This is a genomic window from Streptomyces sp. NPDC057474 (assembly GCF_042802555.1).
Lineage (GTDB): Bacteria > Actinomycetota > Actinomycetes > Streptomycetales > Streptomycetaceae > Streptomyces.
The window spans coordinates 24,807-40,661 of the sequence record NZ_JBHVDX010000010.1 but is presented as its reverse complement, the minus strand read 5'-3'; the positions used below and the strand labels follow the sequence as shown (position 1 = coordinate 40,661).

11 protein-coding genes are annotated in these 15,855 nt (G+C 73.0%); 4 read left to right on the top strand and 7 right to left on the bottom strand.

Going from position 1 to position 15,855, the window contains the following annotated elements; translation table 11 throughout:
• The first annotated feature begins 13 nt into the window (after positions 1-13).
• Positions 14-3,007, top strand: a complete 2,994-nt coding sequence (locus ACFU53_RS04550; protein WP_383985980.1) for an AAA family ATPase — start codon at positions 14-16, stop codon at positions 3,005-3,007.
• On the opposite strand, the gene ACFU53_RS04545 is transcribed toward ACFU53_RS04550, so the two are convergent.
• Positions 3,001-3,456, bottom strand: a complete 456-nt coding sequence (locus tag ACFU53_RS04545; RefSeq protein ID WP_383985978.1) for an Lrp/AsnC family transcriptional regulator — start codon at positions 3,454-3,456, stop codon at positions 3,001-3,003. The two genes, ACFU53_RS04550 and ACFU53_RS04545, sit on opposite strands and share 7 nt — an antisense overlap.
• Positions 3,457-3,588: 132 nt before the next feature.
• On the opposite strand from ACFU53_RS04545, the gene ACFU53_RS04540 reads away from it, so the two are divergent.
• Positions 3,589-4,074 (top strand): rhodanese-like domain-containing protein, encoded by a 486-nt coding sequence (locus ACFU53_RS04540; RefSeq protein ID WP_383985976.1) that lies wholly within the window; start codon positions 3,589-3,591, stop codon positions 4,072-4,074.
• A 66-nt stretch (positions 4,075-4,140) separates the two neighbouring features.
• Positions 4,141-4,668, top strand: a complete 528-nt coding sequence (locus tag ACFU53_RS04535; RefSeq protein ID WP_383985975.1) for an immunity 21 family protein — start codon at positions 4,141-4,143, stop codon at positions 4,666-4,668.
• 123 nt (positions 4,669-4,791) lie between these two features.
• On the opposite strand, the gene ACFU53_RS04530 is transcribed toward ACFU53_RS04535, so the two are convergent.
• Positions 4,792-6,483 carry a DUF885 domain-containing protein gene (locus ACFU53_RS04530; protein WP_383985973.1) on the bottom strand — a complete coding sequence of 564 codons (1,692 nt, stop codon included), beginning with the start codon at positions 6,481-6,483 and terminating at the stop codon, positions 4,792-4,794.
• Positions 6,484-6,629: 146 nt separating this feature from the next.
• Positions 6,630-7,121, bottom strand: coding sequence for an Lrp/AsnC family transcriptional regulator (locus ACFU53_RS04525; RefSeq protein ID WP_383985971.1), 492 nt, complete (start codon positions 7,119-7,121; stop codon positions 6,630-6,632).
• Between the two features lie 60 nt (positions 7,122-7,181).
• Between ACFU53_RS04525 and ACFU53_RS04520 the strand changes: the two genes are divergently transcribed.
• Complete coding sequence (locus ACFU53_RS04520; RefSeq protein ID WP_383985969.1) at positions 7,182-8,408, top strand: trans-sulfuration enzyme family protein; 1,227 nt, start codon at positions 7,182-7,184, stop codon at positions 8,406-8,408.
• 144 nt (positions 8,409-8,552) lie between these two features.
• Here the strand turns inward: ACFU53_RS04520 and ACFU53_RS04515 are convergent, their stop codons facing one another.
• From ACFU53_RS04515 to ACFU53_RS04500, 4 genes are all read right to left on the bottom strand, one after another.
• Positions 8,553-9,857, bottom strand: coding sequence for a GNAT family N-acetyltransferase (locus tag ACFU53_RS04515; protein ID WP_383985967.1), 1,305 nt, complete (start codon positions 9,855-9,857; stop codon positions 8,553-8,555).
• 148 nt (positions 9,858-10,005) lie between these two features.
• A complete protein-coding gene (locus ACFU53_RS04510) occupies positions 10,006-12,675 on the bottom strand; it encodes a DUF6493 family protein (RefSeq protein WP_383985965.1) in 2,670 nt (889 codons plus the stop codon).
• On the bottom strand, positions 12,672-14,102 hold the full coding sequence (locus ACFU53_RS04505; RefSeq protein WP_383985963.1) for an SWIM zinc finger family protein: 1,431 nt from the start codon (positions 14,100-14,102) through the stop codon (positions 12,672-12,674). Before ACFU53_RS04505 ends, ACFU53_RS04510 begins: the two co-directional genes overlap by 4 nt.
• A gap of 145 nt (positions 14,103-14,247) precedes the next feature.
• Positions 14,248-15,843 (bottom strand): alkaline phosphatase D family protein, encoded by a 1,596-nt coding sequence (locus ACFU53_RS04500; RefSeq protein WP_383985961.1) that lies wholly within the window; start codon positions 15,841-15,843, stop codon positions 14,248-14,250.
• Between the last annotated feature and the right edge of the window lie 12 nt (positions 15,844-15,855).

Here is a 15,855-nt window from a genome sequence, read left to right as displayed (position 1 = left end):
CGGGAGGGTCCCGATGAGACTGCACCGGCTCGACATCACGGCCTTCGGCCCTTTCGGCGGCGCCCAGTCCGTCGACTTCGACGACCTCTCGGCCGCCGGGCTCTTCCTGCTGCACGGCCCGACCGGCGCCGGCAAGACCTCGGTTCTGGACGCCGTCTGCTACGCGCTGTACGGCTCGGTGCCGGGTGCCCGGCAGAGCGGCCAGGGCATGACCCTGCGCAGCGACCACGCGGCACCTTCGACGCGCACCGAGGTCCGCCTCGAACTCACCGTCGCCGGACGCCGGTTGGAGATCACCCGGCAACCGCCCTGGGAGCGGCCCAAGAAGGGGAACCGGCCTGGGACCACGGTCGACAAGGCGCAGAGCTGGCTGCGCGAGTACGACGCGGTCGCCGCTTCCTGGAAGGACCTCAGCCGCTCCCACCAGGAGATCGGCGAGGAGATCACCCAGGTGCTGGGGATGAGCCGGGAGCAGTTCTGCCAGGTCGTGCTGCTGCCGCAGGGCGACTTCGCGCGCTTCCTGCGTGCCGACGCCGAGGCGCGGGGCCGGCTGCTCGGCCGTCTCTTCGACACCCACCACTTCGCCGCCGTCGAGAAGCGGCTCGCCGACCGGCGCCGGGCGACCGAGGCCCAGGTCCGCGAGGGCGACGCGGAACTGCTCGCCGACGCCCACCGGATGCAGCAGGCGGCGGGGGACGCCCCGGAACTGCCCGAGCTGGCACCCGGCGACCCGGGTCTCGCCGACGCCGTGCTGGGCTGGGCCGCCGTCGCCCGCAGCACCGCCCGCGAACGGCTCACCATCGCCCACTGTGCGCGGGCGGCGGCCGAGTCGGCGAGGGCCGCCGCCGACCGCACGCTGGACGACGTACGCGAAGTGGCGCGGCTGCAACGCCGGTTCGCGGAGGCGCGGGAGCGCGCCGGGCGGCTGGAGGAGCGGGCCGACGCCCACCGGGACGACCGGGCGCGGATGGAGCGGGCCCGCAAGGCGGAGGCCGTCGCTCCGGCGCTGGAGCTGCGGGACGCGGCCGAGACCGAGCACCGGGGCGCGAGCGCGGCCGAGGCACGCGCGCGTGCCGGACTGCCGCAGACGCACGCCGACGCCGGTGCCGCCGGGCTCGCGACCGCCGCCCGCAAGGCCGCCGAAGAGCTGGGCGGGCTGGAGTCGGCCCGGCGCGCGGAGCAGCGACTGGCCGAACTCATCGCCGAGCGCGTGGAGTTGGACGGCGAGGAGCGGGCCGACGAGGACGTCCTCCAGGACGCCGAGGGCTGGCTGGTTGAGTGGGAGACGACCCGGGCGGAGCTGCGGACCCGCATCGAGGCCGCGCAGGAGGCCGCCACCCGTGCCGAACAGCTCGCCGTGCAGCGCGAACCCGCGGAGAAGCGGCTCGGGGCCGCCCGGCAGCGGGACCAGCTCGGCCGCGACACGGAGGACGCGCAGGCGCGCGTGCTCCGGCTGGCCGAGCTGGCGGTCGAGGCACGCGCCCACTGGCTGGACCTCAAGGAGCAGCGTCTGTCGGGCATCGCGGCGGAGCTCGCCGCCGAACTCGTCGAAGGGCAGCCGTGCGCCGTCTGCGGTGGCACGGAACATCCCGAGCCGGCTCGGAAGGTCGCCGGGCACGTGGACCGTGAGGCGGAGGAGCAGGCGCTCACCGCGTTCCAGCGGGCCGACGAGGAGCGTGCCGAGGCGGAACGGCGACTGGGTGTCGTACGGCAGGCGTACGCCGCCGCGAGCGCCGAGGCCGGTGACGCGCCGACGGATCAACTCACCTCGCTGGTCGCGGACTTGGAGGAGCGATACGCGCAGGCGCGGGCAGGTGCCTCCGGACTGCATCCCGCACAGGAAGCCCTGCTGCACGCCGAACGGGAGCGTGAGCGGCGGATCGCCGCCCAGCAGGAGGCCGCGGTGCGGGCCGCGTCCCGCAACACCCGGCGGGACGCGTCGGAGCGGGAACGGGCCGCCCTGGAAGGGGAGTTGACCCAGGCTCGGGGCGACGCCGAGAGCGTGGCCGCGCGGGCCGCCCAGCTGGAGCGGCGGGCCGCGCTCCTCAGCGAGGCCGCCGAGGCCGTGCGGGCGGCCGACGACACCGCGCAGCGGCTCAAGGACGCCGACGCCCGCCTCGCCGACGCGGCCTTCCGCGCCGGGTTCGACACCCCGCAGGCCGCTGCCGCCGCCGTCCTCGACGACGCCGCCCACCGGGACCTCCAACACCGCCTCGACGCCTGGCAGTCGGAGGAGGCGACCGTGCGGGCCGTGCTCGCCGAGGCCGAGACGGCGGCCGCCGCCCAGCGGCCACCCGCCGACCTCTCGACCGCCGAGCGGGACGCCACGGCGGCCGCCCGGCGGCTCCAGGACACCGTCTCCGCGTGGGACGCCGCCGAGCGGCGCCGCGCCGAACTGGACCGGCTGTCCGCGCGGGCCGGCGCCTCCGTACGCCGGCTGGCGCCGCTGCGGGAGGAGTACGACCGCGTCGCCCGGATGGCGGGGCTCGCCGCCGGCACCTCCGCCGACAACGAGCGCAGGATGCGCCTGGAGGCGTACGTCCTCGCCGCCCGCCTGGAACAGGTCGCCGCCGCCGCGACCGTACGGCTCCAGCGCATGTCCTCCGGCCGCTACACCCTCGTCCACTCCGACGACCGGGCCGGGCGTGGTCGCAGCGGGCTCGGGCTGCATGTCGTCGACGCCTGGACCGGGCGGGAGCGGGACACGGCCACGCTCTCCGGCGGCGAGACGTTCTTCGCCTCCCTCGCGCTCGCCCTGGGCCTGGCCGACGTCGTCACCGACGAGGCGGGCGGCGTACGCCTCGACACCCTCTTCATCGACGAGGGGTTCGGCAGCCTCGACGACCAGACCCTCGACGAGGTCCTCGACGTCCTCGACGCGCTGCGCGAACGCGACCGCAGTGTCGGCATCGTCAGCCACGTCGCCGATCTGCGGCGGCGCGTCCACGCGCAGCTGGAGGTCGTGAAGGAGCGGACGGGGTCGGTAGTGCGGCAGCGAGGTCAGTGACCCAGGGGCCGCCGGGGGAGCGGTGAGGAGTAGACGACGCTCGTCGTGACCGACCCCAGCGCGCCGATCTTGCCCGACACCTCCTCCAGGTGACGCATCGAACGGGCGGCGACCTTGATCACGAAGCAGTCGTCGCCCGTGACGTGGTGCGCCTCCAGGATCTCGGGGGTGACGGCGACGAGGTCGTGGAACGGCTTGTAGTTGCCGGTCGGGTACCGCAGCCGCACGAACGCCAGGATCGGCAGCCCCAGCCGCTCCGGGTCCACGACGGCCGCGTACCCCTGGATCACGCCCGCCTCCTCCAGCCGCCGCACCCGCTCGGTCACGGCGCTCGCCGACATCGACACGGCACGGGCCAGCTCGGCGAAGCTGGCCCGGCCCTCGCGCTGGAGGACTTCGAGAATGCGCCAGTCGGTGCCGTCGGGCTCGTACGGGGAATTCATGCTCATGTCCGATGAATAGCAGGGGAATCCCTGGCTGATCAAGGCCCGGACCGTGAAATGCCCCTTCTGGAAGTGGATCACCGACCGTAGATTTCTGGTCAGGGAAACAAGGGAGTTCCGCGAGGGAAAGGCCAGCTCATGAGCGTCACCACCACGTCCGCCGTCAACCCCGTCCTGCGCGTCGCCCCGGCGGCCCCCGCCGAGGCCGCCGCGTACTTCCGGGCCGGCCTCGTCTTCCACGCCGACGCGTCCGACGTGGCCGCCGCCCTCGCCGCCGACGGCGACCCCGGGTTCGTGGTCCTCGACTCCCGCTCCACCGAGTCCTGGGACCAGGGCCACATCCCGGGCGCGGTCCACCTGCCCACCGCGCTCATCCCCGAGCAGGCCGAGCAACTCCTCGACAGGTCCGTCCCGGTCGTCACCTACTGCTGGGGCCCCGGCTGCAACGGCGCGACCCGCGCCGCCCTCGCCCTCGCCGAACTCGGCTTCCAGGTCAAGGAGATGCTCGGCGGCTTCGAGTACTGGGCGCGCGAGGGCTTCGCGTACGAGACCTGGGAGGGCGCGGCACGGCGCGAGGCCGACCCGCTGACCGCACCGGTGGACGCCGACGACTGCGGTTGCTGACAAGCTGTCAAGAAGGGTGCAAGGGGGGCCAGTTCGGTCACGCCGGTCGCCGTGTAGCTTCTGGGCATGGCTGGATACGCGGATGCGGCGGTGGTTCCCGATGTGGTGCGGTGGGTGGAGTCGAGCGGCGGACCGCTCATAGCGCTACCGGAAGCGGTCCTGTCGTTCTGGGCGGGCGCCGACGGCGACGAGACGTCGTCCGACTACGACCGTGCCTGTGACATCGACGGACACGTCGGCCTGCTGCCGGTCGGCGACACCCGCGCCCTGGTCCTCGGCCACGAACCCGCCTCCACCGCGTACCTGCCCGAGCACGGCACCTTCGTACGCTGGTACGCGGCCGACTCCGTGGCCGAACTCCTCGCGGACGTCCCGGCGGCGCTCGACGCGGCCACCTGGGAGCCGGAGGCGGAGTGGCGGGTGCCGGGGCCGGTCGTCCTGTTCGACGCCGCCTGGCCCGGGGCCGCCTTCCGGGAGACGGACCATGTGCGGGTGGAGCTGGACCCCGGCCACTACGGGGTTCGCGCCGCCTATGTCTCGACCGGGCCGGAGACATGGCTCGGCCTCGTCCAGGTGAGACCTCTGACGGACTGAGCCGGTTGACGGACTGAGCCGGTTGACGGACTGAGCCGGTTGACGGACTGAGCCGGTTGACGGACTGAACCGGCGCGGCGGCCGAGCCCGGCCGCAGGGGGCGGTGGGCCCGGCCGCCCCGGATCAGAGCCGGGACAGCTCGTCCACCAGGTCGTCCAGGCCGAGGGACCCCTGGGACAGCGCGGCCATGTGCCAGGCCTTGGCGTCGAAGGCGTCACCGTGGCGCCGCTTCGCGTTCTCACGGCCCAGCAGCCAGGCGCGTTCGCCGAGCTTGTAGCCGATGGCCTGGCCCGGAATCGTCAGATAGCGGGTCAGCTCGCTCTCCACGAAGTCCGCGGGGCGGCTGCTGTGGGCGCCGAAGAACTCCTGGGCCAGCTCGACGGTCCAGCGCTCGCCCGGGTGGAAGGGGGAGTCCGCCGGAATCTCCAGCTCCAGGTGCATGCCGATGTCGACGATGACCCGGGCCGCACGCATCATCTGCGCGTCCAGGTACCCGAGCCGTTCCTCCGCGTCCTTGAGGAAGCCCAGCTCGTCCATGAGCCGCTCCGCGTACAGCGCCCAGCCCTCGGCGTTGGCGCTGACCTGGCCGGTCGTGGCCTGGTAGCGGGAGAGGTCGTCCTTGACGTACACCCACTGCGCGAGCTGGAGGTGGTGACCGGGGACGCCCTCGTGGTACCAGGTGGAGACCAGGTCGTACACCGGGAAGCGGGTCGCCCCCATCGTCGGCAGCCAGGTGCGGCCCGGGCGGGAGAAGTCCTCGGTCGGGGCCGAGTAGTACGGGGCCGCCGCGCCGCCGGGCGGGGCGATGCACGACTCGACCTTGCGGACCGGCTCGGCGAGGTCGAAGTGGGTGCCGTCCAGCGCCTCGATCGCCTCGTCCATCAGGGACTGCAGCCAGTCGCGGACCTCGTCGACACCCTCGATGTGCCGGCCGTGCTCGTCCAGGTGCGCGAGCGCCACCCACGGTGTCTCGGCGCCGGGCAGGATCTTCGCGGCCTCCTCCTTCATCTCGCCGAGCAGCCGGTGGAACTCGGCCCAGCCGTACACGTACGCCTCGTCGAGATCCAGGTCCGAACCCGTGAAGTAGCGGACCAGCCTGCCGTAGCGCTCCCGGCCTACCGTGTCCGGCGCGCCCTCTACCGCCGGGGCGTACACGTCGCGCATCCAGTCACGCAGCTCCACCACGGCCCGGGTCGCCGCGCGGGCGGCCTCGTCCAGCTCGGCGCGCAGCGACTCGGGGCCGGCCGACGCGAAGTCCTCGAACCAGCCGCGCCCCGAACCGTCCGTGTCCGCCCACTCGGTGAGCTGGCCGACGAAGGTCGCGGTCGGGCGCGGGCCCGCGTACAGCTTCCGTTCCAGGCCGAGCGCGAGGGACTCGCGGTAACCGGCGTACGCCGTCGGCACCGCGCGCAGCCGCTCCGCGATCGCCGCCCAGTCCTCCTCGGTCTCGGCCGGGGTGATGGTGAACACCTCGCGCACCTTATGCGGCGGCCTGCCCATGTTGCCGACCGCGCGCAGGCCCTCGTCGGCCTCGAGCACGGCCAGCTCCGCCGTCAGCCGCTCGCGCAGCAGGCGCGCGCACCGGCGCTCGGCGTCACTGCCCGCGCCCGGCTGCCGCTCCGCCTCGTCGAGCCGCGCGAGCGTCGTCCGGATCAGCTCCGCGCGGGCCTCCTGACCCGTCGGCGACGTATCGGGCAGCCTGCTGGAACTCTCCTTCACACCCAGGTACGTGCCGGTCACGGGGTCGAGGGCGATGAGGTCGTCGACGTACGCGTCGGCGACCTCGCGGGGCAGGGGGCTCTTGGTGTCAGACATGCGGGCAATCTTGGTACGGCGGCGGGGCATCGTCAGCTGCTTAACGGGCGCATGAGCCTTACGTCGGCCGGATTCCGCTCAAGGCGTGATCCGAATCCAGGGGATTGCAGGCGAGGGCCGGAGGGTGCGAGGCGTGGGCCGGCGGTTCAGGGAACGGGCCGTTCGACGTCCGGCGGCAGCAGCGGACCGCACTCCCACTGCTGGAAGATCAGCCGGGTCTCCACCCGCGCCACCTCGCGCTGTGACGTGAACTCGTCGAGGACCAGCCGCTGCAGATCCGCCATGTCCGCGACCGCCACATGCACCAGATAGTCGTCCGGCCCGGTGAGGTGGTAGACGGTCCGCGACTCCGGCAGCGCCCGGATCCGCTCCACGAACGGCCCCACCAGCTCCCGCCGATGCGGCCTGACCTGCACCGACAGCAGCGCCTCCAGACCACGCCCGAGCTTGGCCGGATCCAGCCGCAGTTGATGGCCGAGGATCACGCCCGCGCGGCGCAGCCGCGTCACCCGGTCCAGACAGGTCGACGGCGCGACCCCGACCTGCGCCGCGAGATCCCGGTACGTCGTCCGGGCGTCGTTCTGCAACAGCCGCAGCAGATGGAGGTCCACCGGATCGAGTACGACGGATTCGGCCATTGTTCGAACGTAACACGGTGTTCGACCGCCGTGTCCCGGTCGATGTTCACTCTGGCGTCCATGAACTCAGCGAGCACGCACGCGTACGACCACGCACGCACCACGCCGAGAGCACTGGCCACCGAGGCGGTGCACGCCGGCCGCGACGACCTCGCGCGCCAGGGCCTGCACGCGCCGCCGATCGATCTGTCGACCACCTACCCGTCGTACGACAGCCGGGGCGAGGCCGCCCGTATCGACGCCTTCGCCGGCGACGGCGCCGAGCCGGAGGGCCCGCCGATCTACGGACGGCTCGGCAACCCGACCGTCGCCCGCTTCGAGACCGCCCTCGCCCGCCTCGAAGGCACCGAGAGCGCGGTCGCCTTCGCCAGCGGCATGGCAGCGTTGAGCGCCGTACTCCTCGTCCGCGCCTCGATGGGCCTGCGCCACGTCGTCGCCGTACGACCCCTCTACGGCTGCAGCGACCATCTCCTCACCGCCGGGCTGCTCGGCACCGAGGTCACCTGGGTCGACCCGGCCGGTGTCGCGGACGCGCTGCGTCCCGACACGGGCCTGGTCCTGGTCGAGTCCCCGGCCAACCCGACCCTCGCCGAACTCGACCTTCGCGCACTCGCCCATGCCTGCGGCTCGGTCCCGCTCCTCGCGGACAACACCTTCGCCACGCCCGTCCTGCAACGCCCGGTCGAACAGGGCGCCCGGCTCGTCCTGCACAGCGCCACCAAGTACCTCGGCGGCCACGGGGACGTCATGGCCGGGGTCGTGGCCTGCGACGAGGAGTTCGCCGGGCGGCTGCGCCAGGTCCGCTTCGCCACCGGCGGCGTCCTCCATCCGCTCGCCGGCTATCTGCTGCTGCGCGGCCTGTCGACCCTCCCGGTACGCGTCCGCGCGGCCTCCGTGACCGCCGCGGAACTCGTCCGCCGCCTCGCCGCCGACCCGCGCGTCGCCCGCGTCCACTACCCGCGCATCGGCGGCGCCATGATCGCCTTCGAGGTCCACGGCGCCCCCCACGAGGTCATCGCCGCCGTCCGCCTGATCACCCCCGCCGTCAGCCTCGGCAGCGTCGACACCCTCATCCAGCACCCGGCCTCCATCAGCCACCGCATCGTGGACGAGACGGACCGGCGGGGTGCGGGGGTCAGCGACCGGCTGCTGCGGATGTCGGTGGGGCTGGAGGACGTGGAGGACCTGTGGGCGGACCTGGACGGGGCGTTGGGGAAGGGGGCGGACGGGGCGCTGGCAGCGGACGCCACTGGTGACCGGTCCGCGCTGTCGGTGGGACCGGTCTGAGCCCGGGCTTGCGGGGCGCTGGTGACAGGGCCCCGCCAACCACGCCCCTTCAGGGGCGCGGGGAACTGCGCGACGAGCCTCCACACACCTGCACCTGCACCCACACCCGCACCCGACAACGGCCCACAGGCCCCGTCCGCCGTGTTACTCGGTCATTCCAACCGGCCGTTCACGAAGACGCGCCGCGCGCGAAGCGACCGCCACCTCATCATCCAGCCGCGCGGTGATCACCAGCGTCCCCTCCTCGATCTGATAGTCGAGTGGCAGTTCGAGCCCTCGCATCGCCGCGACCATCCCCGTGTTGGACGACTGCGTCACCACGTACACGTTCGCGCAGCCCGTCTCGGCCGCCATGTCCACCAGCCTGCGGAGCAGCTCGCTGCCGATCCCGCGCCGCTGCCACTCGTCCTCGATGAGCAGCGCGATCTCGGTCTCGTCACCGTCCCAGAGGAGGTGACCCATTCCGACAAGGCGTCCCGAGGCCGTCTGCGCGGCGAGCGTCCGCCCGAAGCGCGGGCTCAGCAGATGCTTGAGGTAGCGGTCCGCGTCGCCGACCGGCCCGTGGTACCGCATGCTCAGCGTGCGCGCGGAGCACCGCTCGTGCATCGCCTTCGCCGCCCGCAGGTCCCCGCCGTCGGCGCGCCGCACCGTGATGTCGTTGCCCTCCGGCAGCGTCAGCACGTCCTGGCTGCGCGGGATCCGCGGCCCCAGCCGCGCGTCCAGCTCCACCAGAGCCCGCGCCCGCGCGAACTCCGTCGGGGTGAACGGCAGATACGGCCGCTCCACCGTGATCACCCCACCCTCCGGCGCCCGCAGCCGCATCACCGTCTCCTCCAGGGCCCCCTCGACCGGGGCGCTCTCCTGAGCCCGGCCCGAGCCGGGAGCGATGGCGGGCAGTGAGCGGATGGTGCAGCGGCCCAGCAACTGCCGCAGCGCGAGCGGGAGTTCCGCCGCGTCCAGCGCCGTACGCGTGGCCAGGCCGAGGATCCGCGTCGGCGCGTCCACCAGGTCGTGGGCGTCACCGCGCTCGATCCAGGTCCCGGTGCCGCCCGCCTCCGACACGGCCCGGCCGATCTCGGTGGCCGACAGCTCCTCGGGCGCCCGGAGCAGGAACTCGTCCACCGTGCCCTCGGCCAGCGGATGCGTCTGCAGGCTAAGGATGTCGACCCTGTGCTCCGCCAACGCCGTGCACAGCGCGGCCAGCGAACCCGGTTCGTCCTTCACCGTCGTCCGCATCCGCCACATCAGGGTCGCACCGGTGACCACCGGGGCGACCGCCTCGGACGGCCCGGCCTGCTGCCCTTCGGCGAGCGGCGGCCGGGCGCCGGTATCACTCGTCGGCGGCGCGTGACCGTGGCGCCGTTCCCACCAGCTACGGAACCCGGTCGTGGCCGACATCAGCAGGTGGTGCACCGGGCGGGCGTTTTTCGCCCGCGTCACATCAGACATGTCTGGAGTCATGTGGCCACTGTGAACGAACGGTGTTGCGTGATCACGAACGCTTTGTGACTGACCGGTAAAAGCATCGTTCCGCACCTTTTGTTGCTCTTTGTATGACTGATCCTGTCGGAACCGATGCCAACGGTGACCGCAGAGGTCAGACGGCCGCGACTTCCTCCAGCGCCGCACGCAACCGCCGGGCCTGGGTCACCAGGCGGGACGAGCCCCGGCGCTCCGCCACCTCCGCGAGATACGGCAGTTCCCCGTGTGCCCCGAACCGCTCCGCGCATTCGGCGGCGACGGCCACGAGATCCCCGAGACCGCGCGGCGGCGTCTTCGTCCTGTCCTCGCCCGCGAGTTCGGCGAGCAGCGGCGGCAGTACCTCCCGCAACACCGACCAGGCGGTGCCGTACGCTCCGGTCGCCGCGGCCGTCCGTATCGCCTCGGCGAGCCGCGACGGCTTCACGCTCCCCAACACCGTCAGCTTCCCCAGGTCGGCACCGAGCCGCACCGCGTCCAACTGCCCACGCGCCGTCAGTACCAGCAGGGCGTCCACGGCGGCGAGCCGGTCCTCCGGGCGTCGCGCGCCCAGCCCGTACGCGACGCAGAGATGCACGGCCGGCCCCGCTTCGCCCTCCGCCTCGGCCAGCGCCGGCAGGAACGAGAATCCAGCCCTCGCGCCGTCGTCGACGACGCTCATCGAAAGATCGCGCAGGACGCGCCCCGCCACGAGCTCCGGTCGATGCGGCACCATCGCCAGCCAGTGGCGCCAGTTCGTGTCGTTCCAGTGCGGGCAGTACGAGCGCTCCGCGTACACGGACAACGGGCGGCCCAGCCGACGGAACTCCGGCGGGAACGACTCGCCCTGCAACTCCGGCAGTTCACCGAACTCCACCAGTATCCGCGGCCCGGCCGTACGGCTCCGCTCGACGGGCTGGGACGGCACGTCGGTCAGCAGCCATTCCGCCAGCCGGTCGCCTTCTCTCGTGCCCAGCTTCCGAGCCGCCGCCGCGGCGGACGCGAGCGCGGCGGCGTCGTCGCGGCGCACGCGGAGCCGTGCCTGTGCGAAGTCCGCCTCGCCCGGACGGGCACCCGACTGCCGGTAGACGTCCAGCCGTGCCACCAGTTCGGCAGGTTCCAGCGAACCCGTGCTCCATGTGGGCGTCGAGAGCAGGAACGGCAGCGGGTCGGTGCGGATCCGGTACGAGATCTCCCGCAGCCGGGCGTCGAAGGCCCAGAGCAGACCGTCGTGCACACAGCCGGACGACGCGCCCGCCCCGTGGCGCACCGGACGCAGCGTCTCGGTGTCCACCCGCTCGAAGAGCGTGGCGATGACGAGCGACAGGCCGTGCGGCGCATTGCGGAAGTGCTGGTTGAGGGACGCCGGACCCATCCCTTCCCACCAACTGCCCGCTTTCGTCGTCCCGAGCGCCTCCACCAGCGCCTCCCGGTCCCGGTGCGCATGCCGTACGAGCCCGTCCAGTATCCGCTCGAACACGGCGCCCTCGTCGCGTGCGGCCAGCAGGGCGCCGACCTCCTCGGTGAGCTCGGCCAACGTCTCCGGCGCCGGCGCGAGCCGCGTCGGCAGGGGCACGGGCGGCAGCAGTTCCTCGTACACCTCGGGGGCGGTCCCCGCGGCCGCGACACCGAGGTGCTGCTGGGCCCGGGCGCGCAGGCCGGGGCTCAACAGGGAGGCGGAGTCGGCGATTTCGTCCCGTGAGCCGATCGCGTCGTCGCCGCTTCCGGAGCCGAGGTCGCCGAGGTGTCGCTCCACCAGCTTCAGTGCCCGCTCCTGCACATCCGTGTCCTCGTGCCCGAAGGCCTGGGCCACCACGGGCAGCAGCTCGGCCACGGTGGACGGATCCCGCTTGAGCACCTTGCCCAGCAGCACGAGCTGGGCCCGGACGAGCTTCTTCTCGGTGCGGAAGAGCACCGCCCCGGACAACTCGGCGAGCCGACGCGACCCCAACTCGTCGTCCAGCGCGAGGCCCGCGAGAATGGACTGGGCGTGCGCGGCCACCGTGGAGGGCGCGTCGGAGCACAGTGCCGTCCAGTCCGCGATCCGCTCGCGCTGTTCGTCGCGGGTGAGGTCGAGGGCGGTCAACAGGCCCAGGAAGACCTTGTTGTCCGCCGTGGAGCCACCGCCGCGCAGCAGCCGGGCCACGCACCCGTCGACCATGACCTTGCGGTCCAGGAGGCCTACCCGAGTCAGCTGGGTCAGGGCGTACGTCCAGTTGTTCAGGCCGTCGCCGTACCGCCAGTCGCTGCGGGCGCCGATCTCCTCGATCTCGAACAGCGCGGCGACTAGCTCCCCGAGATGCGGGTCCTTCCGCAGGTTCCCGATGACCGTGCCCGCACTCCGGCGCGCCCGGCTGATGTGGTCCATCCAGCCCCGCACATAGGCCTCGGACGTGGGCACCGGGCAGCCCGCGAGCCGAACGAGGCCGGCCATCAGCTCGTACGGGACGTCCGCGGAGAGCGGGCGCTCCGCCAGCCGGCGCACGAGGTCGGCGAGCCAGTCGGGATCGCGGTCGCCGAGCACGTCGATCAGGACCGACGGCGGTGCCTGCCGCCAGCGCAGCTCGGACCCGGTGAGCCAGGTCGCCACGGCGGCGGCGCCCGTCTGACAGGCCGCTCCCGCCGCGTGCAGCGTCGGATACGCCCGCTGAGCCGGGAACTGCCAGGACTCCGACCGCAGTTCCTTGCGCAACTGCTTCAACTCCGGCATGCACGCGCGCCGTTCGGCGTCCGTCATACCGTCCACCAGAGCGATCAGGTCACTCATGTTCCCCGACCGTACCGCCTGGATCAGTGACTCCGAACTCACCGCACACCCCCGTCGATCAGTGCCTCGCCCGATCCCGCGTCGGCCTGTGTTCCATCCGGCTCCGCCGCCACGCCCCGGCGGACCACACGCACCGCCAGGGCGTGCTTGCAGGGGCCGCGACCGCCCCTGTACTTCGCCCACCAGAGGCAGGAGCAGCTCAGGGTGCCCGCGCTGTCCCGTACCCGGTGGACATGACCGTCTTCGGCGGTCACCGTGGCGAGGTCGCCCTCCAGGGAGACCGCTCCCGCGGCCACGAGGGCGCGGGCCGAGCGCAGGCGGGGGTTGTGGCGCTCGACGCGGTCGGCGTCGTAGGGCAGTTCGCGGTGGAAGTACGCGGCCTCCGCCGTGTCGTAGCCGACGCGTCCCGAGGTGCCCAGCCGGGTCAGTGCCGCCCGCACCCGGTCGGCCGGGAGGCCGGAGGAGGCGCCGAGGTCCCCGACGTCGATGCGCGGCTCCCAGGCGAGGAGGACCGCGATCAGCTCCGCGTCCTCGGCGGCCTCGTCGGTGGCCAGGGCCTCCAGCACACCGCCCTCGCCGGAGAAGCCCCGCGCGGTCTCCGGGGACAATGTGAGGGTGAGTCGCATGCCGGGGAGCACGACCTCCCAGGCGCCGGCCGAGGCGGCTTCACCGGCGGCCGGCGGGCCGTAGACACGCAGGGCCGTGGCATGGCGCAGGACCCGCTGCAGGGCGACCAGCCGCTCCGGGCCCGGCAGACACACCGCGCCCGGGACGGGCCGGGTGGTCGGCCGCAGGGCGCGTCCGGCGGGCACGACCCACTGGGTGCCCCGCGAGGCCCCTCGAGAGCCACCACGCGGCAGCGACCGCAGGAACCGCACGGCCTCGGCGGCGGGCAGCTCGGCCCGCAGGTCGAACCCGGCCGCGATCACCTGGGCCTCGGCGAAACCGCGCAGCCAGCGGTCCGGCAGTGGCACCTTCTTCTCCACCACCGGACCGTTCAGAGTGGTCACCGCCAACTCCTCGGGACCGACCCGCAGATGGAGCGGATCGTCCCCGCCGACCCGGGACAGCGCCTCCCGCAGCGGGTTGTTGACGTCCACATTGGTCGTGCCGTGCCCCACCTCGCCGCCGTCGAGGCCAGGCTCCAGCACGTCCAGGCGGGCGTAGACCCCGCCGCAGCCCGAGAACGACTCGAACCGCAGCCGGTCCCCGTTGCCCGTCACCACCGGGTCCAGCGAGGCCCGCAGCTGCTGCTGGTGGTACCGCGCCGCCGCCACGTCGGCCACCGCCAGCAGCCCCGCCGCAGCCACCTGAGGGGAGGTCAGGAAGCCCGTGAAGAACCGCGGATGGTCCTCGACCCCCGTCGGGGTCGCACCCCGCGAGGTCTCGAGCCCCAGCCGCTGTCCGCCCGCCACGGACTCCAGCACGGAGGGTCGGGTGTAGGCCACGGCCTGCAAAGATCGCGTCATGGGAAAACCGTAGAAGCGACCACTGACAATCGGCCCTGACCTGCGAAAACGCGCGGCCGGGGCGAGGGTCGGCGGGCCCGTGAAGCGGCGGATCGACGGGGCGGCGGGGTGGCGGGGCGCAGCGAGGTGGCCTACGACATTCGGGTCACTGCCCGACGAGACCCGGCTGGAGCACCTTCGTGTACAGCACGGTCCCGTCCTGCTCCCGCAGCCGTACCGTCAACTCCCCGCTGTGGCCGTCGATGTCGACCTCGCCGAAGAACTGGTAGCCGCCCGCCGGTGACACGTTCGCCGTGGTCGGCGCCTTCAAGAACACCCGCTCGGGGCCGAAGGTGTTGTCCAGCGCGTTCGCCGGGAAGGCACCGGCGTTGAGCGGGCCGGAGACGAACTCCCAGAACGGCTCGAAGTCGGTGAAGGCGGCCCGCGACGGCTGGTAGTGCTGCGCCGAGGTGTAGTGCACATCGGCCGTCAGCCACACCGTGCCGGTGATCTTCCGGTGCTTGACGAACCGCAGCAGCTCGGCGATCTGCAGCTCCCGCCCGAGCGGCGCGCCCGGGTCGCCCTGCGCCACGGCCTCGATGTTCGGCTTGCCGTCCCCGGTGTCCGGCACGACCAGGCCGAGCGGCATGTCGGAGGCGATCACCTTCCAGACCGCGCGCGACCGCGACAGCTCCCGCTTGAGCCACTCCAACTGCTCGGCGCCGAGAATGCCCACCGGGTCGGTGGTCTGCGTGTCGGGCGAGTTGGCGTTGCGGTACGTCCGCATGTCCAGCACGAACACGTCCAGCAGGGGGCCGTGGCGCATCACGCGGTGCACCCGGCCCTCCCGGGCGCCCGGCCGCAGCGTGGAGATCGGGAAGTACTCGCTGAAGGCCCGCCGTGCCCGTGCCGCCAGCACGTCCACGCTCTTCTCGGTGTACCGGGTGTCGGTGAGGATCTCGCCCGGGTACCAGTTGTTGGTGACCTCGTGGTCGTCCCACTGCACGATCGCCGGGACCTGGGCGTTGAACCGCTTCAGGTTCTCGTCCAGCAGGTTGTAGCGGAAGTTGCCCCGGAACTCGGCGAGCGTCTCCGCGACCTTGGACTTCTCCTCGGTGGTGATGTTCCGCCAGGTACTGCCGTCGGGAAGCGCCGCCGTCGCCGCGATCGGGCCGTCGGCGTAGATCGTGTCGCCGCTGAACAGGAAGAAGTCCGGGTCCAGCGCGCCCATCGCGTCGAAGATGCGGTAGCCGCCACGGTCCGGGTTGATGCCCCAGCCCTGCCCGGCCAGGTCGCCCGACCACACGAACCGCGCCCCGGAGCGCCGTTTCAGCGACGTCGTACGGAACGTGCCGGTGACCGGCTCACCGGTGCGGCGCGGGTCGTCCGGGTCGGCGAGCAGCACCCGGTAGTGGATCTGCTCGCCCGAGGGCAGACCGCGCAGCCGCGTCGTACCGGTGAAGTCCGTGCCGGCGCCGAGCAGCGGGCCGTGCCATCTGCGCGGGTTGCGGAACGACTCGGTGGCGGACGTCTCGACGATCATCCGCGCCGGACGGTCCGACCGCACCCACACCAGCCCGGAGTGCGCGGTCACGTCCCCGGCCTGCACACCCCAGCCGGCCTTCGGCCGCCCCGACAGGGCCAGCGCCGGCACCGAACCGAGCGCGACGGAACCGGGCAGCGCCAGGGCCGCCGACGCGGCGAGCGAGCCGCGCAGCACGCTGCGGCGACCGGGCAGGGAACTCGGCGGACGGTGTGACATGAATGCGCCTCC

Coding starts and splice junctions, on each gene's coding strand:
- ACFU53_RS04505 (WP_383985963.1), bottom strand. CDS start 14,102: ATGACGCGATCTTTGCAGGCCGTGGCCTACACCCGACCCTCCGTGCTG.
- ACFU53_RS04540 (WP_383985976.1), top strand. CDS start 3,589: ATGAGCGTCACCACCACGTCCGCCGTCAACCCCGTCCTGCGCGTCGCC.
- ACFU53_RS04500 (WP_383985961.1), bottom strand. CDS start 15,843: ATGTCACACCGTCCGCCGAGTTCCCTGCCCGGTCGCCGCAGCGTGCTG.
- ACFU53_RS04545 (WP_383985978.1), bottom strand. CDS start 3,456: ATGAGCATGAATTCCCCGTACGAGCCCGACGGCACCGACTGGCGCATT.
- ACFU53_RS04520 (WP_383985969.1), top strand. CDS start 7,182: ATGAACTCAGCGAGCACGCACGCGTACGACCACGCACGCACCACGCCG.
- ACFU53_RS04530 (WP_383985973.1), bottom strand. CDS start 6,483: ATGTCTGACACCAAGAGCCCCCTGCCCCGCGAGGTCGCCGACGCGTAC.
- ACFU53_RS04525 (WP_383985971.1), bottom strand. CDS start 7,121: ATGGCCGAATCCGTCGTACTCGATCCGGTGGACCTCCATCTGCTGCGG.
- ACFU53_RS04515 (WP_383985967.1), bottom strand. CDS start 9,857: ATGTCTGATGTGACGCGGGCGAAAAACGCCCGCCCGGTGCACCACCTG.
- ACFU53_RS04535 (WP_383985975.1), top strand. CDS start 4,141: ATGGCTGGATACGCGGATGCGGCGGTGGTTCCCGATGTGGTGCGGTGG.
- ACFU53_RS04550 (WP_383985980.1), top strand. CDS start 14: ATGAGACTGCACCGGCTCGACATCACGGCCTTCGGCCCTTTCGGCGGC.